The sequence below is a fragment of the Amycolatopsis decaplanina DSM 44594 genome (assembly GCF_000342005.1).
Lineage (GTDB): Bacteria > Actinomycetota > Actinomycetes > Mycobacteriales > Pseudonocardiaceae > Amycolatopsis > Amycolatopsis decaplanina.
In genome coordinates this window covers 214,448-237,647 of record NZ_AOHO01000071.1, presented here as the reverse complement: position 1 = coordinate 237,647, position 23,200 = coordinate 214,448, and the positions used below count along the sequence as shown (strand labels likewise).

The following is a 23,200-nucleotide window of genomic DNA, read 5'->3' as shown; positions in this document are numbered from 1 at the left end:
GCGATGAAGCTCTCGGCGAAAACGCAGGCGAAGTTGTCGGTCCGGTAGGCAAGAATGCACCTCGTGCCCCGTCTTGGCTCCGGAATCCCGATCGTCGCCCGCACACAGGAGATGCGGCAGCTCCGCGCCGCCTTCGCCCGTGCAGAACGGGCCGAGGCCGGCGCGGTGCTGCTCTCCGGTGACGCGGGCGTCGGCAAGACCCGCCTGCTGACCGCGCTCGGCGAGTTCGCCGCGGGCGCGGGCGCCCTGGTGCTCACCGGGCGCTGTATCGACGTCCATGAGGGCGGTCTTCCTTATCTTCCGTTCGCCGAGGCGCTGGCGCCGCTGGCGACGACGTCCGATCCCGCGGTCACCGCCGCGGTCCGGGCCCGGCCGGCGCTGGGCAGGCTGCTCCCGCAGATGCAGCAGGCGGAGGACTACCCCGCCATCGAAGACGGTCAGCTCACCGCGAGCGAACGGGTGTCGACGCAACGGCTCGGGCCCGAACAGGACCTGGGCCAGCTCCAGCTGTTCGACGCGGTACTGGGGGTGCTGACCGTCATCGCTCAGCGCCGGCCCGTGGTGATCCTGCTGGAGGATCTGCACTGGGCCGACGGCTCCACCCGGAACCTGCTGTCCTTCCTGCTGACGAGGCTGCGCACCCAGCGGCTGCTGGTGGTGGCGAGCTATCGCAAGGAGGACGTCCACCGGCGGCATCCGCTCCGGGCGCTGTTGTCCGAGGTGGTGCGGCTGGGCGCGGTCGAACGCGTCGAGGTCGAGCCGTTCGGCGCCGAGGACGCGCGCGCCTTCGTCGAGGCACTGGCCGACGAGCCGATCGGCGAGGACATGATCGCCGACATCGTCGCCCGGTCCGAGGGCAATCCGTTCTTCGTCGAGGAGCTGCTCGCGTCCGCGAAGGACTGCCGTGAACTCCCCGCGGGGCTGGCGGAAGTGCTCCTCGCCAGGGTGGAACAGCTTTCCCAGATCACCCGCCGGGTGCTGCGCGTGGTCTCGGTCGCCAAGGACTCGGTGGCGCACGCCGCGCTCGCCGAGATCTCCGGACTGGACGAACTCGAACTCGACGAAGCACTGCGCGAGGCGGTGCAACATCACGTACTGGTGATCGAGAACGGTTTCTACACCTTCCGCCACGCGCTGCTGCAGGAAGCGGTCTACGGCGACCTGTTGCCGGGGGAGCGGGTGCGCATGCACGCGGCGTACGCGGCACGCATCCGCAATCGGACGCAGGGCCGAGGTCAGGACGCACGGCTCGCGCACCACAGCATGGAGAGCAAGGACTTCGTCACCGCGCTGGCCGCGTTGCTGCGCGCGATGGACGAGGCGGAGAAGCTGGGCGCGCCCGGTTCCGCGCTGCGGCACGTCGAGCAGGCACTGTCCATTTGGGACGCCGTGCCCGAGCCGGACCGGCCGCCGGACGTCGACGAACTCCGCCTCCTGCACGAGGCGTCGTATTTCGCGAGCACGTCGGGGGAACCGGAACGCGCGGTCGCCTATTCGCGGTCCGCGACCGAGGCGCTCGGCCCGGACACCGGCAACGAGCGGGCCGCCAAGGTCTGGCGACGGCACGCGGAGGCGCTGCTTTCGGTCGACGGCACGCTGGACGAGGTCGTCGAGGCGATCGACAAGGCATGGGAACTGGTCGAACACACCGACGCGAGTTCCGCGCGGGCCTGGGTGCTCGCCACCCGCGCCGGGATCCTCCGGCTGATCGACAGGCACGACGAGGCGCTGCAGTGCGCGCTGGCCGCGGTCGCCGACGCCAGGGCCGTCGGCGCGGGCGGGGCGGAGGCGGCCGCGCTGGTCTCGCTCGGGACGCTGGCCGATTCGGCGGGCGACGTCGAGGAGGCACGGGAGCGGCTGCGCCAGGCCGAGCGGAAGGCCAGGGATTCCGGCGCGCTCAACGGCGAACTGCGGGCGCTGCACTTCCTCGGGCTGAGCTACGACGACAGGGCCGAGATCCGTTCCGCGCTGAAGTACTACGCCAAGGGCATCAAGCGGGCCAAGGAGACCGGGCTGACCTGGAGCTCGTTCGGCATCGAGTTGCGGACCAAGCACCTCACACTGCGCTATGTCAGCGGGGACTGGCCGGAAGACGACGACGCCGGCCGAGCGGGCCGCGGTGTTTCGAGTGTCGTCGCCGGGCGGTTCCTGGGGATCTGGGCACAGTTCGTCGTCGGCCGGGGCCGGTTCGCGGACGCGGACAAGATCCTCCCCAGCTTGAGGCAGCACTGGAGCGCGGATTACTCGATCGCGCTCGCGGCGGGGGACGCCGCCATCCAGCTCGCGTCGTGGCGAGGGGACCACGCGGGTGCGGTGCGGCAGGCGCACGAGCTGATCGACTGGCTCGAAGAGGTCGAACCCGCGGTGCTCGGCGGGATCCGGATCAGCGTGCACGGCCTCACCGCAGCCGTCGCACAGGCCGCCGAAGCACGGGTGCGTGGCGATCTGGCGACGGTCGAGGCCGCTGTGAAATCGGGTGAGGAGATGCTCGCCCACGGCCGCCACTGCGCCGAACACGGCATCCCGCGTTCGGTGTCGCTGGGCCCGGAGGCGCTGGCGTGGCTCGCCCGGCTGGAGGCGCTCGGCAGCTGCCTGCGCGGCGCGGGGGATCCGGCGTTGTGGGCGAAGGCGGTCGAGGCGTTCGGGTACGGCGCGGTGTATGAGCAGGCCATGTGCCGCCTGCAGCACGCGAAGTCCCTGCTGGCCTCCGACGGTGACACCGCGCTCGCCGCGTCGGAGTTGCTGGCCGCGCACGCGGTGGCGGATCGGCTGGGCGCCTGCCCGCTGCGCGAGGCTGTCCGGGAGCTCGGTCACCGGGCGCGCGTCGAGCTTCCCGGGGAGGCGGTGGCCCCGCGGCGTGACGTCGTCGACCCGCTCACCGACCGCGAGCGCGACGTGCTGGAGCGGGTCGCGCTCGGCCGGACCAACCGGCAGGTCGGCGAAGAGCTGTACATCAGCGAGAAGACGGTGAGCGTCCACCTTTCGCGGGTGATGGCGAAACTCGGCGCGAGCCGCCGGGCCGAGGCCGTCGCGATCGCCTACGACCGGGGTCTGCTGGCCGCGCCTTCTACCTCGTGAGTGGTAAGGACGGTTCTAACCGTCCTTACCACTCACGAGGCGATCAGCGGCGCGGGAGCCGGCGAAGCGCCTTCAGGCCCGCGCTCAGGCCCCGCGCCCACAGCTTCGGCGGGATTCCGCGGCCGGGGCGCAGCGGCATCCCGCGCTGCACCGCGATCGCCTGGGCCTCGGTGTACTTGAGCAGCCCTTCGGCGCCGTTGCGCCGTCCGACACCGGACTCCTTCATCCCGCCCATCGGCAGCCCCACGGTGCCGAAGGTCGCCGCGAAGCCTTCGTTCACGTTGACGGTCCCGGCCTTCAGCCGCGCCGCGACCTCCCAGCCCGCCCGGCCGTTGCGCGACCACACGCTCGCGTTCAGCCCGAACTTCGTGTCGTTGGCGCGCTCGATCGCTTCGGTGACGTCGGTGTAGCCGTAGATCGACACGACCGGCCCGAAGGTCTCTTCGGCGAACAGCTTGACGTCCTCGGTGACGTCGGTGAGCACGGTCGGCTCGTAGAACAGCGGGCCGAGGTCGGGCCGGGCCTTGCCGCCGGTGAGCACCTTCGCGCCCTTGGACCGGGCGTCCTCGACGTGCGCCGACACGGTCGCCAGCTGGGCTTCGGAGGTCAGGGATCCCATCTGCGCCTGGTAGTCCAGAGCACCTCCGAGCCGCAGCGCGGCGGTCTTGGCGACGAAGGCGCGGGTGAACTCCTCGCGGATCGACTCGTGGACGTAGATCCGCTCGACCGAGACGCACAGTTGCCCGGCGGAGGAGAAGCACGCGGTCACCGCGCCCGCGGCGGTCTTGGCGATGTCCGCGTCGGGCAGCACGATCATCGGGTTCTTGCCGCCGAGTTCCAGCGAGTAGCTCGTCAGCCGCTCCGCCACCTTCGCGGCGAGACCCTTGCCCGTGGGCGTGGATCCGGTGAAGCACAGGTAATCCGACTCCTCGACCAGCGCTTCGCCGATCCGCGAGCCCCGGCCGAGCACGATCTGCCAGACGCCGGCGGGCAGCCCGGCCTCCTCGGCGACCTCCTGTAGCCACAGCGCCGAGAGCGCGGTCTGGTTGTCCGGCTTCTGCACGACGGCGTTGCCCGCCGCGAGCGCGGGCAGGACGTCCATCGCGGTCAGCGCGAGGGGGTAGTTCCACGGCGAGATGATCCCGACGACACCCTTGGGGTGCCGGATCTCGCCGACCTTCGTCAGCACCGGGATCAGCCCGGCGGCGCGACGCGGCGAAAGGAACTTCGCGCTGTGCTTGCCGTAGTAGGCGGCCACGAGCGCGGTGGCGCTGACCTCGTCGAAGGCGTCCATCCGCGCTTTGCCCGCCTCGATCTGCACGAGGTCGAGCGCCTCTTCCTGACGCTTCAGGACCAGGTCGTGCAGGCGGATCAGGATGCGCTGGCGGTCTTCGACCGGCCGCTCGGCCCACGCGCGCTGAGCTTCCCGCGCCTGGTCGAACACGGCGCGGACGTCGGCGTCGGTGGCTTGGGGGAGGGTCGCGATCGGTTGCCCGGTGAAGGGCGCGAGCATGCGGACAGGTGCGGAGACAGTGGTGTTCTCACCACCCACGACCCGTCGTACGAGCCGTTCCGCCCTGGCCGCGGCCGGGGCGCCGGGGACGTCGCCAATGGTGGCCGGCCCTCCGGTGTGGTGGCCCGCGCTCGCCGGTGTCGTGCTCGTCATGCCGTCTCCGTTCCATGCCGCGCGGAGCCGGGAGGCGCCACGCAGAGCCCAGGTGTTACCGACGAGTACAGCATACCGCCGGTATGAAGACTGTCCATCGCTGACATGAATCAGTTTCACGTATTGCCGGGTTGCCGGGGATCGTCGGAAGAGGGCCGCAAGATGTCCTGCTGCTGCAAGGCGGACCCCGAGGGCGGGGTCCGGGGCGACGGCGGCTCGTAGGGCTGAGGCTGCGGTTGCCGCGGATATTGCTGCTGGGGGAATACGGGTGTGTAAGGGACGTAGGCGACCGGGTAAGGGGTTTGCCGAGGCGGCGCCGGTTCACGCCGGTTGGCCACGATCGCCAGCCCGATGGTGAGCAACGCCACGAGCCCGCCCGCGAGCAGGATCCAGAAACCGCTCCCCGTCCCATAACGCGAGACGAAGCGGCCGGTGTCCTGTCCGAAGCTCAGGCTCGCCGAGATGTCCATGCCGAGCATCCAGACGCCGATCGCGGTCCCCGCCCCGCCGGCGACCAGCAGCGTCCTCGACGTCGTCGCGGCGATGGAGGTCGAACTCCGCCGGTACGCGGCGAAACCCACCACGGCCCCGGCGAACAGCGTCAGCGCGGCGGCGGACAGCGGGATGCCGTAGCGGGCGACATGCGTTTTGTCGTAGAACTCCTTCTCTTCCGCCGACGGTTCTATGTCGAAGGTCCGCGTCCAGCCGGTCTCGGCGAATTTCGACACCGCCTTGCCGTCGGAAAGCTGTTCGTACGTCGATTGCGGAAGGAAAGTCGCCAGAAGTACCAGCAGGCTGGCGAAAACCCCCATCATCGCGGCGAAAAGGCGAGGGAGCCGCGCGTCGGACGGCGGGCGGGGCGCGGCGACGGGCGGTATTGCGCTGAACGGGCCAGTCGGTTGGTACGGCTGCTGCTGCGGCGCGCTCATGGTCGGCTCCTCCGCCGGTTCTGTTGTCCAGCAAGGAATTCCACCACGGATCGGCCGACGAGATAAGTGTCACCTGTGCTCTGGTGAGGGGCTTTCGCGCGTGCTAGGCCGGGAGTTTCGGCCAAGCGGCGGCCGCCAGTTCCCTGGCGATGCCGCACGCGTCCGGTGCCTGCACGGCCAGAATGGCGTGCTCGACCTGATTCCTGCTCGCGTCCGGGCCGCCGATGTGGCCGGTGAGCACCGTGCAGCCGCCGGAGACCTCCTGCACGAAAGACTTGCGCCCGCCCACCGTTTCCTCGCGAACGCCCGCCGTGCCCTTCGGGCGCGGACCGAGGCCGAATTCCAGCCTGACGATCCGTTCCGCGCCCTGTTCGCCCCAAAGGCATTGGTGCCGGGACAGATCGCCTTTCCCCGACACGGGCACACCCAGCCGCGCGGAAACCTCGGCGTCGGACCAGAAGGCGGAGCAGGCGTCCAGCCGTGCCAGTGAATCGGCGCGGTAGTCGAGATGTGCCGCCTGCTCGCCCGCCACGAGGGCGCGGGCGGCGCTTTCCGCGGTCTTCGTCGCCACGGCGAGCGCGTCGGATCCGGAGGTTTCGCGGGAATCGAAGAACGTGCCGACGCGCAACGAGGAGTCGTCGGTGAAGAGCAGGTGGAGAACGGGCTGTCCTTGCAGGTCCGTGCGGACCATTCGCAGCCCGCGGGAGAGGGGCGGCTCGGCGACCGGGGTCGCGCCGGCGAGACGTTCCCGCGCCCGGTCTTCCGGGAAGCCGAAACTGATCAAGGCGCTTCCGGTCCGGAACGAGCAGGCGCCCATGCTGGGCGTCGGCACGGACACCAGCCGTTGGGTCTTCTCGATCTCGGGGAAGTCCAGCAGACCGCAGAAGTCCACGGTCGTGGGATCGCCGAGCGCTTCGCGCAACGTCAAAGGTCCCGAAGGCGGAGGAGCCGGAGCGGGCGGCGGCGCGGCGGTGCAGCCGGTGAACACCAGAACGGCCGCGGTCAGCACGGCGAGCGCCGTCGATCTCCCCATGGCGGAGAGCCTACGCGGAGGTGCCCTCGTACAACATCACCGCGACGCGCTTCCATTCGTCGAGCAACTGCCGCCGCCGTTTCGGGTCACCACCGAGTTCGGCGTCCAGCGCCAGTCCCCGGGTGAGGTTCACGGTCAGCCAGAACAAGATCTCCGCGCGTTCCTTCGGCAGATCCCCGGCGACCGCGGTGACGTGATCCAGTGTCGAGCGGCCCAGTGCCCTGTCGACCGGGCGGATCGCCTCGCGGAGTTCGGGGTCGGTGCGCGCCGCGACCCACAGTTCCGTGGCGGCCGTGGACAGCGTGCCCGAGTAGCCCTCCCACAGCAGGTCGATCGCCGCCGCGACACCCGAGGCGCCGCCGGGCAGCGCCGCGATCGACGTCGCCAGGCGTCCGCGCAGCTTCTCCGTCAGATGCTCGACGGCGGCCGCCATGAGTTCGGCCTTCGCGGAGAAGTGATGCTGCACGGCGCCCTTCGAGACGCCGGCTCGGGCACAGATCTCCTGAACCGAGGTACGCGCGTAGCCGAGGTCGACCAGGCAGTCGATGGTCGCGTCGAGCAGCGCCGTGCGGGTCTGCTCACGCCGCTCGGCCTGAGTGCGGTGGGTCCTGCCGAGCACACTCACCGGATCCGCCCCCTTTACGTGCAGCTCGGTACGGATGTACATTCCGAATGGAACTTACATCCTAAGCGTCATGTTTTCCAGGTCCGATCAGGAGGCGTTGGCCGTGCCCTTGCAGATCCAGAAGAGTTCGTGGAGCACGACGGAGCTCGAAGACCTCCGGGACCTCGCCCGGACCTTCTGCCAGAAGGAACTCGCGCCGAACCAGGAGCGCTGGGCGGCCGAGAAGAAGGTCGACCGGGAGCTGTGGACGAAGGCGGGCGAGGTCGGCCTGCTAGCACTGTCCATCCCGGAGGAGTACGGCGGTGGCGGCGGCACGTTCGCCCACGAGGCCGTGCTCTACGAGGAGCAGGCCCGGTCCGGCGACAGCGCCTGGGGTGTCACCGTCCACAATGGAATTGTCGCGCACTACATCCTGGAGTACGCGAACGAGGAGCAGAAGAAGGCGTGGCTGCCGAAGTTCGCCTCCGGCGAGATGGTCGGCGCGGTCGCGATGACCGAGCCCGGCACGGGTTCGGACCTGCAGGGCATCAAGACCCGCGCGGTGCGCGACGGCGACCACTACGTGATCCACGGCGCGAAGACGTTCATCACCAACGGTTTCCACGCCGACCTCGTCGTCGTCGCGGTGAAGACCGACCCGGACGCGGGCGCGCAGGGTGTCTCGCTGATCGCCGTCGAGACCGACACCCCGGGCTTCAGCCGCGGCCGTGTCCTCGACAAGATCGGCCTCAAGGGACAGGACACCGCGGAGCTGAACTTCGACGACGTCCGGGTTCCCGCCGCCAACCTCCTCGGCGACCAGGAAGGTCTCGGCTTCATCCAGCTCATGCAGCAGTTGCCGCAGGAACGGCTGATCATCGCCGTCACCGCGGTCGCCGGGATGGAGGCCGCGATCGACCAGACCATCGCCTACACCAAGGACCGCCAGGCCTTCGGCCGCCCGGTCTACAACTTCCAGAACACGAAGTTCAAACTCGCCGAGGCCGCGACCGAGGCCGCGGTGTCCCGCGCGTTCCTCGACCAGTGCATCGAACGGCACCTGCGCAAGGAACTCGACGTGCAGGGCGCGGCGATGGCGAAGCTGTGGACCACCGAACGGGTCAACAAGGTCGTCGACGACTGCCTGCAGCTCTTCGGCGGCTACGGCTACATGACCGAGTACCCGATCGCGCGCGCGTGGGCCGACATCCGGATCTCCCGCATCTTCGGCGGCACCAGCGAGATCATGAAGGAAATCATCTCCCGAACGCTCTAGAAACCGTTGCCGTACCAGGAAAGGACGTGGCGATGAAGGCTGGGCCGCTGAGCGGGCTCAAGGTCGTCGAACTGGCCGGGCTCGCCCCGGCGCCGTTCGCCTGCACGATCCTCGCCGATCTCGGCGCGGAGGTCGTCCGGATCGACCGGGCGACACCGGGCAACGACGTCATCGGGTTCCCGAACGATCCGCTCGCGCGAGGCAGGCGGTCGATCGGGATCAACACCAAAACCCCCGAGGGGGTCGAACTGGTGCTGAAACTCGCCGACGACGCCGACGTGCTCATCGAAGGTTTCCGTCCCGGGGTCGCCGAGCGGATGGGCATCGGACCGGAGCAGGTCCACGCCCGCAATCCGCGGCTGGTCTACGGCCGGATGACCGGCTACGGCCAGGATGGCCCGCTGGCGACCGTCGCCGGGCACGACATCAACTACATCGGCATCTCCGGCGCGCTCGAACCCATCGGGCACGCCGGGCAACGGCCGGTGGTGCCGCTCAATCTCGTCGGCGACTTCGGCGGTGGCGGCCTCCTGCTCGCGATGGGCGTGCTGGCGGCGCTGTTCGAACGCCAGACGTCCGGCAAGGGCCAGGTGGTCGACGCGTCCATGGTGGACGGTGCGGCGCTGCTGACCACCAGCCTGCACGGACTGCTGGACTCCGGGCTGTGGCCGGGCGGGCGTGGCGAGAACATGCTCGACGGCGGCGCGCCGTTCTACGACACCTACGAGACCGCCGACGGCAAGTACGTCGCCATCGGCGCGATCGAGATGCGGTTCTGGGGCGATCTGGTGAAGGTGCTCGGGCTCGACCCCGAGGAGATCCCGGTCCACGTCGACAAGAACGAATGGCCGAAGCTGCGCAAGATCGTCGCCGAGGCCGTCGCGAAGCACACCCGCGACGAACTGGTCGCGAAGGCCGAAGGCACCGACGCGTGCCTGACGGCGGTGCTGTCCCCGAAGGAGGCGCCGTCGCATCCGCACAACGTCGCGCGCAAAACGTTCGTCGACGTCGGCGGCATGATGCAGCCCGCGCCCGCGCCGAGGTTCGACCGCACGCCGGCCCAGACGCCGGAACCGCCGCGGCCCAAGGGCGGCGACACCGCCGAGGTCCTCGCCGAACTCGGCGTGGACGCCGACGGGATCGAACGGCTCAGGGCCGCGGGCACCATCGCGTGAGCTGAAGGGGACTTTCCCCGCATGGGATGCAGCGAAAGCGGCCTTCACCGCGTGTCACGCGGTGAAGGCCGCTTTCAGCCCCCGTCAAGATCGGACCGCAGCATCGAATAGAGGACGTGGTCACGCCAGGCCCCGTCCCGGAACCCGTAGCCGCGCAGCACGCCCTCCCTGGTGAAGCCCGCCTTCGTCAGGGAGCGCTGCTCGGCGGTGTTGCCCATCTCCGTCGACGCCTCGACCCGGTTCATTTGCGTGTGCGCGAAGAGGTAGCGGACCAGCAGCCGCTGGGCCTCGGTCCCGTAGCCGTGGCCGCGTGCCTCGGGAATGAGCACCAGCCCGGCGTTCCAGCAGTACGACGTCGAGCCGGTCCTGGTCTTGTGCCAGGAGACGAAACCGAGCCGCTGTCCGCCGAGCTCGATCATCAGCATCCCGTTGTCCGCCGCGAGCATGCCGGTCTCGGCCCAGCGGCGGCGCAGGAAATGCGGGTCGTGCCAGCCGTGCCATTCGAACGGGCCCGCGGCCCGCGGATCGTTCGTCAGTGCTTCGAGCGTCGGCAGGTCGTCTTCGTACACCGGTCTGAGCGCGACTCCGGTTTCTGTCATCCGACAGAGACTAGGGGCGCCGGCCGTCGAAGGTCCCGTGACGCCCCGCGCCGTCACTGAACCGGCTCGCGCCCGCGACGGCCTCCTCGGCGAGCCCGCCGCCGATCAGCGCGTTCGAGAACTCGGTCCGCATCGCCTCGTCTTCGGTGAGTCCGTACTGGCCGTATGCGGACTTGCGATCCGCGCGCAGACACGCCTGGGGGAACGCGGCCAGTTCGCGCGCCAGTGCTTGCGCGGCCGCCAGGGCCTCGCCGTCGGGCACGACCCGGTTCGCGAGTCCGATCGCGAGCGCCTCGTCGGCGTCGACCGGCCTGCCGGTGAGGATCAGGTCCATCGCCCGCGAATGCCCGATCAACCGGGGGAGGCGCACCGTGCCGCCGTCGATCAGCGGCACACCCCAGCGGCGGCAGAACACGCCGAAGACGGCTGTGCTGTCGGCGACCCGCAGGTCGCACCACAGCGCCAGTTCCAGGCCGCCCGCGACGGCGTGCCCGCGCACCGCGGCGATCACCGGCTTCGACAGGGTCATGCGTGTCGGGCCCATCGGCCCGTCACCCGATGGACTGAGGGTGTTCGTGCGGTCGGTTCCCACGGCCTTCAGATCGGCTCCGGCACAAAATGCGTCACCCGAACCGGTGAGGACGGCGACCGCGGCTTCCTCGTCGGCGTCGAACGCGCGAAACGCGTCGGCCAGCGCGTTCGCGGTCGGTCCGTCCACCGCGTTGCGGGACTCGGGGCGGTTCAGCGTGATCGTCGTCACCGGCCCGTCCCGGTGGACGAGAACGTTTTCGCTCATCGATCGCTCCCTCAAGGAATCCGGGTGGGCAACTGGGCCCGATTCTCCTTAAAGTGGTGACAAAGTCCGCAGTGCGCGCGGAGTCATCGTCTGGACACTACGGTGTGATGGGATGGAGCCATGTCGCCCGGCTTGAAGAAATTCGTTGTCATCGCCGTCGTCGCGCTCGTGCTCTTCTTTCTGATCAGCAGGCCGACGCAATCCGCCGACGCCGTCCACACCGCGCTCGGCTGGCTCCGATCCGGTGCCGAAGCCATCGTGACCTTCGTCCGGAGCCTCTTTTCCTGACCCGTCTCGACGTTCACCGGTGTCCCTGGTGACGCCGGTGATCGCCGTGCGCAGCCACCAGCGGTTATCACTCAGAGTCATCCGCCCCGGATTTCGGTCGAACGACTCGACCATCCGGGTGGATTGCCTTCGAAAACCCGCTGGTCGACGAATTCGTGTCCCGGAAGCTCTGGCGGAAAAGACCTCCGCGCCCCTACGGTGCTCACATTGCGTGATCGGTTGGTCCTCCAGGCGCCGGAGCCGGCCTCCTGGGCGAGGAGTTTCCGCAGGTGCAAGCCCCAGAGCAGCGGGAACTTCCAGCCGGGCAAGTAAGTCAGGACTTGTCAGTCGGGGAATCAAGAGGAGGCAGGGATGACCGGAGATCCCGGAGTCGATGCGTTGATCCGGCAGTGGGCGGCCGAGCGTGAGCAAACCCCCGAGGAACAGGAGGCCGACCGCATCGCGTCGGCGTGGCTGGCCGACGTGCCCCGGCAGGCTCCCGGAATCCCGGGCCAGCGTCAGCAGTCCGGTCAGGCGCGCTGGGCGCCGGTCGAGGCGGCCGACCCCGGCTACCTCGACGCCATGCGCCGTCGTCTCCCGGAGGTTCCGCAGGACCTGCTCGTCGCGGCCGCCGGTTGGTGGCAGATGGTCGGCGGCGTCGCCGAAGCCGAAGCCTGGTGGGACGCGGGCATCAGCCCGCTCGACCAGCGCGCCCTCGACTACCGCGCGGCCGGGCTCGCCCCGTCCGACCTGAGCCGCCGTCTCGGCCCGATGACCGTTTTGCAGCACCTTCGCCGCGGCAGTGCCCCGGCCTGGTGCGTGGCGAGGCTGGCGAGGCAGCAGAAGTCCGCCTGACGAGAACTTCTCGCACGCGCGGGTGAACCGGCGTGGCAAGGGCGATCTCGGCTACCGCGTAACGCTAACCTGCGCGGGCTCGTTGTTCGAGCATCGGTCGTGATCGCCGCCCACGCTGGAGGACTCGCTTCGTGCGCACCACCCCGGAAAACGACGAGCTCGTCGCCGACCCGGCCACGCCCGCTCCGCCACGCCGCGGGGCGGGCGCCGCCGTACTCGGCAGGCTGGTGATCGTGCTGGCCGTACTCGGCCTCGCCGGGGGCGGGATCTGGCTGGTGACCAAGGCGTCCGCCCCGGTCGCGAGCCCCACGACGATGGAGATCCCCGCGCTGCAGGTCAAGGCGGCCGACGTCAAACCCGGTTCGGTCGCCCCGGTCAACGCCACCCTCGCGGGCGGCACCACCCAGCAGACCGTGCCGCAGCAGGCGCAGCCGAAGCCGGGCAAGGACCCCCTGGCCGCTTGGACCGAGCGGGCGGCGCAGGCGACCGGAATCCCGGCCAGGGCGCTGCTCGCCTACGGCAACGCCGAACTGGCGATGCGTCAGATGCAACCGAACTGCAAGATCTCGTGGGCGACCCTGGCGGGTATCGGCCGGATCGAATCGAACCACGGTCAGTACGGCGGGGCCGTCCTCGGCCAGGACGGACGGCCGTCGAAGCCGATCATCGGCGTCCCGCTCGACGGGTCGCCCGGTGTGAAGGCGATCGGCGACACCGACGGCGGTCAGTTCGACGGGGACGCGGCCGTCGACCGCGCGGTCGGGCCGATGCAGTTCATCCCCAGCACCTGGCGCCGGTACGCCGCCGACGGCAACCGCGACGGCGTCGGCGACCCGCAGCAGATCGACGACGCGACGCTGGCGGCGGCGCGCTACCTGTGCGTGAACAACCGGGACATGTCGGCCGCCTCGGGGTGGTGGCAGGGAATCCTGTCCTACAACAACTCGACGGAGTACGCGCAGAAGGTCTTCGGGCTCGCGGACGACTACGCGAAGGCCGTGCAGTCCCGCTCGTGAGTGGTAAGGACGGTTAGAACCGTCCTTACCACTCACGAGACGGGACCCGGGACCAAGGTCCCGAGCGCCCAGGTCGGCGAAGTTTCGCCGCGCGCCCAGTGCTAGCGTCGATGCGTGTCCGCATCGTCCGTCACCCTGCGCCGTCTCGGCATCGCCGGCGTCTGCCTGGTGAGCCTGGCGCTGTGCTGCGGGCTCGCGTGGTGGCAGTGGGAGCGGTTCTCCTCGGCCAGCGGGACGTTCCAGAACCTCGGCTACGTCCTGCAGTGGCCGCTGTTCGGGCTGTTCCCCGCGTTCATGTTCTGGCGGATCCGCAAGCTTCGCCGCCGCGCCGCCGAGGCCGACGCCCAGGAAGCGGTGGCCGAGACCGCCGTCCCCGAGGTGCCCGCGCCCCGGCGGCGTGCCCCGGCGCCGCCGCCCCCCGAGGACGACGAGCTCGCCGCGTACAACAGGTACCTGCGCGAACTCAACGCCCGCGACAAGTAGTCCCCAGAGAGGTTCGAGACCCTATGACCACCCGAACTGACGACGCCGCCCCGGCCCGCCCGGTCTCGCTCGGCGGACCGCTGATCCGGTTCCGTGTCGCGGCGTACGCCACCGGTGTGGCCCTGCTCGGGCTGGTCGTCGAGATGCTGCTGCAGTACGTCTTCCGCGTGGAACTTCCCCAGTTCGTGAAGATGATCCCCATGGTCCACGGCGGGCTCTACCTGATCTACCTCCTGCTCGCGGTCGACCTCGCGATCAAGGCCCGCTGGTCGATGAAGGGCACCCTGCTCGTGCTGATCGCCGGCTGCATCCCGTTCTTCTCGTTCGTGATGGAGCGCAAGGTCACGCACAAGGTCCAGGCGGGCGCCAAGCTCTAAGCCCGGCGCCGGAAGGTCAGCGCCACCAGGAAGGACACCGCCGTCACCGCGGCGGCGACGGTGAAGGCGGCGGTCATCCCGCCGACCGTGGTCTCCGCCGGGCTTCCGGACGGGGTCCGCGTCACCGCGCCGAACACGGTGATCAGGATCGCCAGCCCCAGTGTCGCCCCGACCTGCTGCAACGTCTGTAACGCGCCGCCCGCGGCACCCGCGTCGGCGGTGGGCACCGTCGCCATGATGATCACGCTGAGCGGGGAGAACGCCAGCCCCGCGCCCACGCCCATCAGCAGCATCGGCCCGAGCAGATGCGAGAAGTAGCCGCTGTCCGTGGTGAGCGTGGTCAGCCAGACGACCCCGCCGGTCATCAGCGCGGTCCCGGTCAGCGCGAGCGGTTTCGGCCCGAACCAGGGGAGCAGTTTCGGGATCAGCCTGCTCAGCAGGAACATGCAGGCCGCCATCGGCAGGAACGCGAAGCCGGTCTCCAGCGCGGCGAACCCCGCGATGTCCTGCAGGAACTGGGTCAGGAAGAAGAACATCGACATCATCGCCATCGGCCCGAGGAAGAAATTGACGTAGGCCGCGGCGCGGTCACGTTCGGCGAACAGGCGCAAGGGGATCAGCGGTTCGCTCACCCTGGTCTCGATCGTGAGGAACGCGGCCAGCAACGCCAGCCCGGCGGCGAGGCCGCCGAGGGTGATCGTGTCGCCCCAGCCGTGCGAAGCGGCGTGGGTGAAGGCGAAAACGAGCGAGCCGACGCCGAAGGTGCCGGTGACCGCGCCGGGGAGGTCCAGCCGGGCGCGTCGACGGGGAGGATCGGCGACGTATCGCGAGGTGAGCAGGACGATCGCGAGCCCGAACGGGACGTTGATGTACAGCGCCGCGCGCCACGAGATCCATTCGGTCAGCAGCCCGCCGAGCAGCAGGCCGATCGCGAAACCGCTGCTGGACATCGCCGAGAACAGTGCCAGCGCGCGCACCCGGGCCTTGGCTTCGGTGAACGTGCTGGTGATCAGGGCCAGGGTGCTCGGCCCGGCGAGCGCGGCGCCGACGCCCTGCGCGACCCGGGCGGCGATCAGCAGTTCCGCCGAGCCGGCGAGGCCGCCGAGCAGGGAGGCGGCGGTGAACACGGCCGCGCCGACGACGAATGTCCGGCGGCGGCCGAACAGGTCACCCGCCCGGCCGCCGAGCAGCAGCAGGCCGCCGAAGACCAGGCTGTACGCCGTCATCACCCAGGACAGGCCGGTGTCGGTGAAGCCGAGTTCGGACTGGATGCGCGGGAGCGCGACGTTCATCACCGTCGCGTCGAGGATGAGCATGAGCTGGCAGGTCAGGATGATCGGGAGGACCAGCCGGTGCGGAGGTGGCGGGCTCCCGGCGGTCTCCGGCCTAGGCTCGGCACGCAGGGTTCGCTCGGTCAAGGAATACTCCAAAGACGTAACGAGATGAAGCGGAGAGACTCTCCACTTGAGGTCGTGAGCGATGATATGGAGACAGTCTCCGCTTACGCAAGCGAATTCGGAGAACGTCTCCGTTTTCGTCGCCCGAGGAGGTGCAGATGGTCACGGCCGATCCGGCCCGCCCCATGCGCGCGGACGCGCGGCGCAATTACGAGCGCATCGTGGCCGTGGCCAAGGAGGCGTTCACCGCCGACGGCGTGGACGTGCCCGCCGACGACATAGCCAAACGCGCCGGTGTCGGCGCGGGCACGTTGTACCGGCACTTCCCGACACGCGACAAGCTGATCGAGGCCGTCTACCGCGACGAGATCGACGGGCTGGCGCAGCAGGCGTACGACCTGCTCGAAGAGTTGCCGCCGGGGCAGGCGCTCGAGACGTGGCTGGCCACGCACGTCATCTACGTGGTCGAGAAGCACGGGCTCGCGATGACACTGAAGGCGTCCGTCGACGCCGGCTCCGAAGTCTTCGGCTGGTGTCAGTCGCGCTTGCGGGCCGCGGCGGACACGATCGTGAAGGCGGCGCAGGACGAGGGAGTGCTCCGAGCCGACGTCGCCGGCGTCGACATCCTCCGGCTCGGCCACGGTCTGGGTTCGGCCGCGAGCAAGGCTTCGGAGGAGGACACGAAGCGGCTTCTCGCGATCGTGCTGGACGGCCTCCGGGTGTCGTGAGATCCGTGCTCGTGAGTGGTAAGGACGGTTCTAACCGTCTTTACCACTCACGAGGCCCACCGCCAGAGCCGGCCATCGGTGGCTTCAGGCACCTCAGGAGCCGATCCCGGTGAGGGACCGCACCTCCATCTCCGCGTGCTTGACCGGATCGGCCTTCGATCGGCCGACGAAGGTGCCCACGAAGCCGCACAAGAACGAGAACGGGATCGACACCAGGCCCGGGTTCTTCAGCGGGAACCAGTGGAAGTCGACGCTCTTGATGATCGAGTCCGCGGCCCCGGACATCACCGGCGAGAAGAACACGAGCACCAGACTGGCGATCAGCCCGCCGTAGATGCCCCACAGGGTGCCGGTGGTGTTGAAGCGTTTCCAGAACAGCGAGTACAGCAGCGTCGAGAGGTTCGCCGACGCCGCGACGGCGAACGCCAGCGCCACCAGGAACGCGATGTTCTGCCCGTTCGCCAGGATGCCGCCCACGATCGCGAGCGCCCCGACGGCGACCGCGGTCAGCCGGGCGACGCGGACCTCCGCGGCCGGTTCCGCCTTGCCGCGCTTGAAGATGTTGGCGTAGACGTCGTGGGCGAAGGAGGCCGACGCGGTGATCGTCAGCCCTGCGACGACGGCGAGGATGGTCGCGAAGGCCACCGCCGAGACGATGCCGAGCAGGAGGGTGCCGCCGATGTTCAGCGCGAGCAGCGGCGCTGCCGAGTTCTCCCCGCCGGGCGCGTTCTTGATCGCCTCCGGGCCGACCAGCGCGGCCGCGCCGAAGCCGATGACCAGCGTGCACAGATAGAAGATCGTCATGCAAGCGGTCGCCCACACCACCGAGCGCCGCGCCTCGCGCGAATTCGGCACCGTGTAGAAGCGCATCAGCACATGCGGGAGCGCGGCGGCGCCGAGGACCAGCGCCAGCGCCAGCGAGACGAAGTCGAGTTTCGTGATCTCGGTCATGCCGTACGAGCCTCCCGGCTCCAGCAGTTCGTCACCGAGAGGGCTGTTGTCGGCGGCGGCGGCGAGCAGGTTCGAGAAGCTGAAGCCGAACTTGCCGAACAGGAACACGGTGATCAGCGCGCCGGTCAGCAGCAGGATGGTCGCCTTGATGATCTGCACCCATGTGGTGCCCTTCATCCCGCCGACCAGCACGTACAGGACCATGATGACACCGACGACGCCGATCACCAGCGCCTGGCCGAGGCCGCCGTGGATGTCCAGCAGCAGCGCCACCAGTCCACCGGCGCCCGCCATCTGCGCGAGCATGTAGAAGAAGGAGATCACCAGCGTCGACGTCGCGGCCGCGGCGCGGACCGGGCGCTGCTTCATCCGGAAGCTCAGCACGTCGCCCATGGTGAAGCGGCCGGTGTTGCGCAGCAGCTCCGCGATCAGCAGCAGATCGACCATCCACGCGACGAGGAACCCGATCGAGTACAGGAAGCCGTCGTAGCCGTGGATCGCGATCGCCCCGGCGATGCCGAGGAACGACGCCGCCGAGAGGAAGTCACCCGAAAGTGCGATGCCGTTCTGCCGCCCGGTGAAGGCGCTTCCCGCCGCGTAGTAGTCCGAAGTGGAGGAATTACGCGTGCTGGCCCGATACACCACGTACAGGGTGATCGCGACGAACAGCGCGAACACCGCGATGTTCAGTACCGGGTCGTTGTCGGGGATGCTCATCGCTCACCGGCCCCGACCGAGGCCCGCAGCTGCTCGATCTTGGGGTCGAGCCGCTTGTTGGCGAACTTCACGTAGGCGATCGTGATCAGGATCGTGGTGGCGAACTGGCCCAGTCCGAGCAGGATGCCGACGTTGATCTCGCCCCACACCTTCCGGCTCATGAAGTCGTGGGCGTAGGCCGCCAGCAGCACGAACGTCATGTACCAGGTGAAGAACAGCAGGCTCATCGGGAACACGAATCGCCGGAAGGTCTTGCGGAGCGCGACGAACTCCTTGCCGTGCTGGATCCGGTCGAAGTCCGGGCCGGTGGCGCGCGGCGGCGGGGGAGTGGACTGGCGCTCGCGGGCGAACAGCGCGGGCATCTGTCCGGTGTCCTCCAGGGCGTTGCTCGCCGCGTAAGGACGCGCGACGTCGGGCATGGGTTCCTCCGGGACTTGCATCCGTGGCGCGGTACGGGAGCGCACATACTAACTGCGGCTTCACGCGCTCTGAATAGGCGACCCCGGTTCCGTGAAGGCGCGAGCCTGTATTCGATTTCTCCTCGTTTTAGTGTTGCGGAAAATCGTTTCGGCCGAAATGATCCGGCTTTATCACTCGTAATAGTGAGCGGTGTTGTCACGCGGGGTCGTCGTCCGAACGGCCCACTGTGGCAGGCGACGGGCGATGACCACGCTGTATCCCTCATTTTGGTGACAGATCGTAGTTTCGCTACCGGGGCACGACGGGTTCCGATATCGTGCCCGCGACCCCGGGCGGGGGAAGATCGCCCGCTTCGCCGGGCGTCTCGAAAGAAATCACCATGTCGGGCGGCATCGGACCGGCTCGGATGGCAAGGCCACAACATCGGGCACATATTTTGGCTTGACCCACCCGTTGGGGGCACGGAAAGTAGTTCAAACGGGCGATGCGGCTACCGTACGTAGGCTGATCGGGTGATAAGGGTAACCTGTGTATCCGCGCAACCCGTAACCGGAATTCCCTCGTTTGTGACGCGCGGGCGGTTTTCGGGCCCCTCGGATCGTTCGGATACACACTTTTCGCTGGTCAGCAGCCGTGTACTGAACGGAATTGACGGCACCTGGATTGGTGTACGATTCTTTGGCCCGGCTGACCCGCAGTGATCGATTGGCAAAGGAACGTTGATCTCGACGACCATGCACTTCGCAGGTTGCGACCTGCACGTGCAGGTGCAAGACCTCCCGACGCGGACCGGTGTTCCTGGGGACACGCGGATCGCCGGACAAGGTCCCTCTCGTCGCGATCGGTCACGCGGTCAGACCGGGGCCGAGTTCCCCGCAGGCAGGTACCTCGCGGGAACGGACGCCACAGAACGTGCCAGGACGCCGGACAGGGAGTCACCTACGTGACCGTTGCAGGAGAAGGCCAAGTGCCGGTCGGTGAGCTGCTGGGACGCACTCCCCGGCCATCTCGGTGGGCCACCGGCTGGCGCACGCTCGTGCGCTGGCGGGACTGGAGCCTGCCGGTGAAGCTGTCGGCCGTGACGCTGGTGCCGATCCTCATCGCGCTCGCACTGGGCATCGCCACCATCGCCGGCCAGGTCGGCCGTTCCGACGGCTACCAGCGGCTGGATCGTTTCGTCGCGCTGAGCGGGCACATCCGCACCCTCGCCGACGGCCTCGGCCGCGAACGCACCCAGTCCGCCGCCGGGCTGACCGCGGGCACCGTCGGCGGGACCTTGGAGCTCGGCTCGGCGCGCGCCGACGTCGACACCGCCATTCCTCTCTACGTCGCCGCCGCGTCCCGGGCCGTGGAGAACGAGCCGTCGCTCCGCCAGGCGCGTGACGCCGCGGCCGCCCAGCTGAACAGGCTGGCCGACATCCGCCAGCGGGCCTCCGCCGGACAGCTCGACCCCGTCCAGGCGATCGGCGAGTACACCGACGTGACCACCGCGCTGCTCGCCCTCGACACGGCGCTGGCGGCCGGTGCCAGCCAAGACGTCCTCGGCGGCACCCCCGCGGCGCTGCACGACCTCGCCGTGATGAAGGAACAACTGTCGCTGAGCCAGGCGCTGGTCTCCTTCGGCATCGCGCGTTCGAGCCTCGCGCCGAGCGAGCTCGACCAGCTGCGCACCGCCGAACTCCGGCTGGCCGACCGCTTCACCGACTTCCGCGCCGCCGCTTCGGAGCAGCAGCGCCAGGAGTTCGGCGCCGCCGTCACCGCCGAAGCGATGGAAAACCGCGACAGGCTCGCGAAAACCGCCCTCGGCGAACAGGGAACCTCGTCCACGCAGGCGTTCCGCTCGTTGTCCGCGCAGGGCTGGACCGATGCCTCGACCGCGGTGATCGGCAAGGTCGGCGAGGTCGCGAACAAATTCGGCGGCGAGACGAGCGCGGTTTCGGCCGAACTGGTCGACGACGCCAGCAGCGGCGCGGGTCTGCTCGCGGTCCTGCTGTTCGGCGCGATGGTGCTCGCCGTCGCCGTCGTCTTCCTCATCACCCGCCAGTTGCTGCGCTCGCTGAAGGTGCTGCGCGCCAGCGCCCTCGATGTCGCCGAGAAGCAGCTTCCCGACGCGGTCCGCAACATCCAGGAGGGCCGCTCGCAGGGCACCGACGTGCGGCCCGTCCCGGTCGGCAGCGACGACGAGATCGGCGAGGTCGCCAGGGCCTTCGACAAGGTGCACCACCAGGCGCTGCGACTGGCCACCGAGCAGGCCTCGATGCGGACCGGCTACAGCAACGTGTTCGTCAACCTCTCCCGCCGCAGCCAGAGCCTCGTGCAGCGGCAGCTGCAGTTGATCGAGCGGCTGGAGCGCGACGAAGAGGACGCCGACCAGCTGGCCACGCTGTTCCAGCTGGACCACCTCGCCACCCGCATGCGCCGCAACAACGAGAACCTGATGGTCCTCTCCGGCGCCGAGCCGGGCAGGCGCTCCGGTCAGCCGGTCTCCGCCACCGACGTGGTGCGCGCGGCGGTGTCCGAGATCGAGCAGTACCAGCGGGTCACCGTGCAGAACCCGCCGCCGGTGCGGCTGGTCGGGTACGCGGCCAACGATCTGATGCGCCTGATCGCCGAACTGCTGGACAACGCCACGGCGTTCTCCGCACCGGAGACCCAGGTGACCGTCGCGACCAGGCTCGTCGAAGACGGCTCGTTCGGCATCGACATCCTCGACAAGGGCATCGGCATGAACGAGGCCGAGGTCGCCGAGGCCAACGCCCGGCTCACCGAGGCCCCCAGCGTCGACCTCACCACCTCACGCCGGATGGGCCTGTTCGTGGTCGGGCGGCTGGCCAGCAGGCACCGCATCGGTGTCTCGCTGCACGGTGGCAAGGACATCGTCGGCGTGCGCGCCACCGTCTCGGTCCCGGCGGACCTCGTGATGGTCCCGCCCGGGGGAGACCCCGGCCCCGCCACCGGCCCGATCACCCAGCGCCTCGCGCCGCTGCCGTCGCAGCAGCCGGGAAGCCTGCCCCGTCGTCAGCGTCCCGTGAACGGTTCGCGCCCGGCGCTGCCGAACGTGCCCCCGCAGGGCGGCGAGCGGTGGCCGTCGGCGAACGATCTGGCAGGCCACACCAAGCCCGGGGTCAACGGGAACAGTCGCCCCCAGGAGCCGCGGCCGCCGTCCGATCCGGAGATTTCGGGAACGGCGCTGTTCAGCCCGATCCCCAAGGACGAGACGACACCGCCGCCCGCCCAGCCGCCGGCATCGGAACCCCGCCGCCCCGAACCGGAACCCGCCGCCCGGCCCGAACCGGTCGCCAAGGAGGCGGAGAAGCCCGCTCCGGCGGAAGGCGATCTGCCCAGTGGCAAGGAACTGTTCGAGGCCAAGAACAGCACCACGCTGAGCGAATGGTGGAGCCAGGCGACCACACCCGCCCCGCCGCCCCCGCCGCCCACCGCGTCGGAGACGACGCCGATCTTCGACGAGATGCTCTCGGTGTGGTTCCGTTCGCCCGCGCCCGCTCCGGAAAAGCACGGGGTCAAGAAGGAGAAGCCGGGGGCGAAGGAAGCCGAAGAGAAGAAGACGGCCGGGGCGGCTCCCACCGCCGAGCAGGAGGCCCGCACCTGGGACTTCGCCAGCGACAAGGCCTTCCGCACGGTGCAGGAGGTCTCCCAGAACGCCCCGTCGACGTTCACCCGGGCCGGATTGCCGCGTCGCCGCAAGGGCGAGCAGCTCCTCCCGGGCAGCGCGGCGTCGTCGGTCCCGGCCGCGGAACCCGCCGCCAAGTCGGAGCTGCCGGTCCGTGACCCGGCGAACGTGCGGGGCAGGCTGAGCAGCTTCCAGCAGGGCGTCAAGCGAGGGCGCAAGGAAGCGGCGGACAAGGCCACGCCGGTCACCGCCCAGCCCGCCGCCCAGCCGGACGCGAGGCCCGAGCCGGCAGCGGCCCCCGAGTCGTCGAAGGCAGCCGAGCCCGCGAAGGCGACGGAGACGGGGACGGGGACGGCCGAGCGTCCGGCGGCTCCGCCCGCCGCGTTGCCGAGCCGGAAGCCCGAGAAGAAACCGCAGGCCGCGTCCCCGAAACCGGAACCGGTCGCCGCCACCGAGCAGTCGGACACCTGGAACTTCGGCTCCGACGAAGGCTGGAAAGCCGCCCAAGCGGTGTCCCAGTCCGTGCCCTCGCGGATGACTTCGGCAGGATTACCCAGGCGCCGTCGCGGGGAGCAACTGCTCCCGGGCAGCGCGGGACCGCCCGCCGGGGCGGTCACCCCCCGACCACAGCGAGACGCGCACGACGTGCGCGGTCGCCTGAGCAGCTTCCAGCAGGGCATCCAGCGCGGACGGCACCACACAGCCCAGGCGACCGAAGCCAACCACGAAACCTTGGAGGGTGAATGACCTCGCCGAACCCGGCCCAGCCCCAGCAGAACCAGTTCGGGTGGCTGGTGAATGACTTCGCCGAGCGGGTACCCGGAGTGGCGCACGCCGTGGTCGTGTCGGCGGACGGCCTCCTGCTCACCGCGTCCAGCAGGCTCCCGCTGGACCGGGCCGACCAGCTGGCCGCCGTCGCGTCCGGCCTGGTGAGCCTGACCCAGGGCGCCGCGCGCTGTTTCGAGGCGGGCGCGGTCAACGAGACCGTCGTCGAGATGGAGCTCGGCATCATGGTGCTGATGTCCATCAGTGACGGCTCCTGCCTGGCCATCCTCGCCGCCCCGAACTGCGACATCGGACAGGTCGCCTACGAGATGACGATGCTCGTCGATCGCGTCGGCCAGATCCTCACTCCGGAACTTCGCGCACAATTGCAGGGCGCCGGTGGGTCGCTGATCGGCGAACCGGTGGGATGATGTCCC

The 23,200-nt window shown here is 69.5% G+C and carries 20 protein-coding genes; 11 read left to right on the top strand and 9 right to left on the bottom strand.

Going from position 1 to position 23,200, the window contains the following annotated elements:
• Positions 1-54: 54 nt before the first annotated feature.
• The gene (locus tag H074_RS29390) at positions 55-3,078 is read left to right on the top strand and encodes a helix-turn-helix transcriptional regulator (protein WP_007033713.1); all 3,024 of its coding nucleotides are present in this window, start codon (positions 55-57) and stop codon (positions 3,076-3,078) included.
• A gap of 43 nt (positions 3,079-3,121) precedes the next feature.
• Here H074_RS29390 and H074_RS29385 read toward each other — a convergent pair whose 3' ends face one another.
• From H074_RS29385 to H074_RS29370, 4 genes are all read right to left on the bottom strand, one after another.
• Positions 3,122-4,744 (bottom strand): succinic semialdehyde dehydrogenase, encoded by a 1,623-nt coding sequence (locus H074_RS29385; protein ID WP_007033712.1) that lies wholly within the window; start codon positions 4,742-4,744, stop codon positions 3,122-3,124.
• Positions 4,745-4,860: 116 nt separating this feature from the next.
• Positions 4,861-5,673 (bottom strand): hypothetical protein, encoded by an 813-nt coding sequence (locus tag H074_RS29380; protein WP_007033711.1) that lies wholly within the window; start codon positions 5,671-5,673, stop codon positions 4,861-4,863.
• Between the two features lie 103 nt (positions 5,674-5,776).
• The gene (locus tag H074_RS29375) at positions 5,777-6,706 is read right to left on the bottom strand and encodes a hypothetical protein (protein WP_007033710.1); all 930 of its coding nucleotides are present in this window, start codon (positions 6,704-6,706) and stop codon (positions 5,777-5,779) included.
• A gap of 10 nt (positions 6,707-6,716) precedes the next feature.
• Positions 6,717-7,373 (bottom strand): TetR/AcrR family transcriptional regulator, encoded by a 657-nt coding sequence (locus tag H074_RS29370; RefSeq protein ID WP_007033709.1) that lies wholly within the window; start codon positions 7,371-7,373, stop codon positions 6,717-6,719.
• A 61-nt stretch (positions 7,374-7,434) separates the two neighbouring features.
• Here H074_RS29370 and H074_RS29365 point away from each other — a divergent pair, with 61 nt between their 5' ends.
• Positions 7,435-8,586: an acyl-CoA dehydrogenase family protein gene (locus H074_RS29365; RefSeq protein ID WP_039923645.1), complete on the top strand. Its 1,152-nt coding sequence runs from the start codon at positions 7,435-7,437 to the stop codon at positions 8,584-8,586.
• A 32-nt stretch (positions 8,587-8,618) separates the two neighbouring features.
• Positions 8,619-9,761 carry a CaiB/BaiF CoA transferase family protein gene (locus tag H074_RS29360; protein WP_007033707.1) on the top strand — a complete coding sequence of 381 codons (1,143 nt, stop codon included), beginning with the start codon at positions 8,619-8,621 and terminating at the stop codon, positions 9,759-9,761.
• A 74-nt stretch (positions 9,762-9,835) separates the two neighbouring features.
• On the opposite strand, the gene H074_RS29355 is transcribed toward H074_RS29360, so the two are convergent.
• Both H074_RS29355 and H074_RS29350 read right to left on the bottom strand, forming a co-directional pair.
• On the bottom strand, positions 9,836-10,360 hold the full coding sequence (locus H074_RS29355; protein WP_039923609.1) for a GNAT family N-acetyltransferase: 525 nt from the start codon (positions 10,358-10,360) through the stop codon (positions 9,836-9,838).
• 10 nt (positions 10,361-10,370) lie between these two features.
• Complete coding sequence (locus H074_RS29350; RefSeq protein WP_007033705.1) at positions 10,371-11,156, bottom strand: crotonase/enoyl-CoA hydratase family protein; 786 nt, start codon at positions 11,154-11,156, stop codon at positions 10,371-10,373.
• Positions 11,157-11,276: 120 nt separating this feature from the next.
• Here H074_RS29350 and H074_RS41155 point away from each other — a divergent pair, with 120 nt between their 5' ends.
• The 5 genes from H074_RS41155 (at position 11,277) to H074_RS29330 (ending at position 14,154) form a co-directional block, all read left to right on the top strand.
• Positions 11,277-11,444, top strand: a complete 168-nt coding sequence (locus H074_RS41155) for a hypothetical protein (RefSeq protein WP_007033704.1) — start codon at positions 11,277-11,279, stop codon at positions 11,442-11,444.
• A 351-nt stretch (positions 11,445-11,795) separates the two neighbouring features.
• Positions 11,796-12,278, top strand: a complete 483-nt coding sequence (locus H074_RS29345) for a hypothetical protein (RefSeq protein ID WP_007033703.1) — start codon at positions 11,796-11,798, stop codon at positions 12,276-12,278.
• 131 nt (positions 12,279-12,409) lie between these two features.
• Positions 12,410-13,294, top strand: coding sequence for a lytic transglycosylase domain-containing protein (locus tag H074_RS29340; RefSeq protein WP_007033702.1), 885 nt, complete (start codon positions 12,410-12,412; stop codon positions 13,292-13,294).
• A gap of 114 nt (positions 13,295-13,408) precedes the next feature.
• Positions 13,409-13,777 (top strand): hypothetical protein, encoded by a 369-nt coding sequence (locus tag H074_RS29335; RefSeq protein ID WP_007033701.1) that lies wholly within the window; start codon positions 13,409-13,411, stop codon positions 13,775-13,777.
• Between the two features lie 23 nt (positions 13,778-13,800).
• Positions 13,801-14,154 (top strand): DUF3817 domain-containing protein, encoded by a 354-nt coding sequence (locus tag H074_RS29330; protein ID WP_005166062.1) that lies wholly within the window; start codon positions 13,801-13,803, stop codon positions 14,152-14,154.
• Here the strand turns inward: H074_RS29330 and H074_RS29325 are convergent.
• On the bottom strand, positions 14,151-15,572 hold the full coding sequence (locus tag H074_RS29325; protein ID WP_007033700.1) for an MFS transporter: 1,422 nt from the start codon (positions 15,570-15,572) through the stop codon (positions 14,151-14,153). The genes H074_RS29330 and H074_RS29325 overlap by 4 nt on opposite strands.
• 137 nt (positions 15,573-15,709) lie before the next feature.
• Here H074_RS29325 and H074_RS29320 point away from each other — a divergent pair, with 137 nt between their 5' ends.
• Positions 15,710-16,279, top strand: a complete 570-nt coding sequence (locus tag H074_RS29320) for a TetR/AcrR family transcriptional regulator (protein ID WP_007033699.1) — start codon at positions 15,710-15,712, stop codon at positions 16,277-16,279.
• Between the two features lie 93 nt (positions 16,280-16,372).
• Here H074_RS29320 and H074_RS29315 read toward each other — a convergent pair whose 3' ends face one another.
• Together H074_RS29315 and H074_RS29310 are read right to left on the bottom strand one after the other, a co-directional pair.
• Positions 16,373-17,947, bottom strand: coding sequence for a solute symporter family protein (locus H074_RS29315; RefSeq protein ID WP_007033698.1), 1,575 nt, complete (start codon positions 17,945-17,947; stop codon positions 16,373-16,375).
• Positions 17,944-18,366: a DUF485 domain-containing protein gene (locus H074_RS29310; RefSeq protein WP_007033697.1), complete on the bottom strand. Its 423-nt coding sequence runs from the start codon at positions 18,364-18,366 to the stop codon at positions 17,944-17,946. The genes H074_RS29315 and H074_RS29310 overlap by 4 nt, the downstream gene beginning before the upstream one ends.
• 968 nt (positions 18,367-19,334) lie before the next feature.
• Between H074_RS29310 and H074_RS29305 the strand changes: the two genes are divergently transcribed.
• Entirely contained in the window at positions 19,335-22,745 is a 3,411-nt protein-coding gene (locus H074_RS29305; RefSeq protein ID WP_007033696.1) for a sensor histidine kinase, read from the top strand.
• Positions 22,742-23,194, top strand: a complete 453-nt coding sequence (locus H074_RS29300; RefSeq protein WP_005166055.1) for a roadblock/LC7 domain-containing protein — start codon at positions 22,742-22,744, stop codon at positions 23,192-23,194. The genes H074_RS29305 and H074_RS29300 overlap by 4 nt, the downstream gene beginning before the upstream one ends.
• Positions 23,195-23,200: the final 6 nt, after the last annotated feature.

Bases quoted from the DNA above. Each gene is read 5' to 3' on its own strand.
- H074_RS29390 (WP_007033713.1), top strand. From the start codon at position 55: ATGCACCTCGTGCCCCGTCTTGGCTCCGGAATCCCGATCGTCGCCCGC.
- H074_RS29385 (WP_007033712.1), bottom strand. From the start codon at position 4,744: ATGACGAGCACGACACCGGCGAGCGCGGGCCACCACACCGGAGGGCCG.
- H074_RS29380 (WP_007033711.1), bottom strand. From the start codon at position 5,673: ATGAGCGCGCCGCAGCAGCAGCCGTACCAACCGACTGGCCCGTTCAGC.
- H074_RS29375 (WP_007033710.1), bottom strand. From the start codon at position 6,706: ATGGGGAGATCGACGGCGCTCGCCGTGCTGACCGCGGCCGTTCTGGTG.
- H074_RS29370 (WP_007033709.1), bottom strand. From the start codon at position 7,373: ATGTACATCCGTACCGAGCTGCACGTAAAGGGGGCGGATCCGGTGAGT.
- H074_RS29360 (WP_007033707.1), top strand. From the start codon at position 8,619: ATGAAGGCTGGGCCGCTGAGCGGGCTCAAGGTCGTCGAACTGGCCGGG.
- H074_RS29355 (WP_039923609.1), bottom strand. From the start codon at position 10,360: ATGACAGAAACCGGAGTCGCGCTCAGACCGGTGTACGAAGACGACCTG.
- H074_RS29350 (WP_007033705.1), bottom strand. From the start codon at position 11,156: ATGAGCGAAAACGTTCTCGTCCACCGGGACGGGCCGGTGACGACGATC.
- H074_RS41155 (WP_007033704.1), top strand. From the start codon at position 11,277: ATGTCGCCCGGCTTGAAGAAATTCGTTGTCATCGCCGTCGTCGCGCTC.
- H074_RS29345 (WP_007033703.1), top strand. From the start codon at position 11,796: ATGACCGGAGATCCCGGAGTCGATGCGTTGATCCGGCAGTGGGCGGCC.
- H074_RS29330 (WP_005166062.1), top strand. From the start codon at position 13,801: ATGACCACCCGAACTGACGACGCCGCCCCGGCCCGCCCGGTCTCGCTC.
- H074_RS29320 (WP_007033699.1), top strand. From the start codon at position 15,710: ATGGTCACGGCCGATCCGGCCCGCCCCATGCGCGCGGACGCGCGGCGC.
- H074_RS29315 (WP_007033698.1), bottom strand. From the start codon at position 17,947: ATGAGCATCCCCGACAACGACCCGGTACTGAACATCGCGGTGTTCGCG.
- H074_RS29310 (WP_007033697.1), bottom strand. From the start codon at position 18,366: ATGCCCGACGTCGCGCGTCCTTACGCGGCGAGCAACGCCCTGGAGGAC.
- H074_RS29300 (WP_005166055.1), top strand. From the start codon at position 22,742: ATGACCTCGCCGAACCCGGCCCAGCCCCAGCAGAACCAGTTCGGGTGG.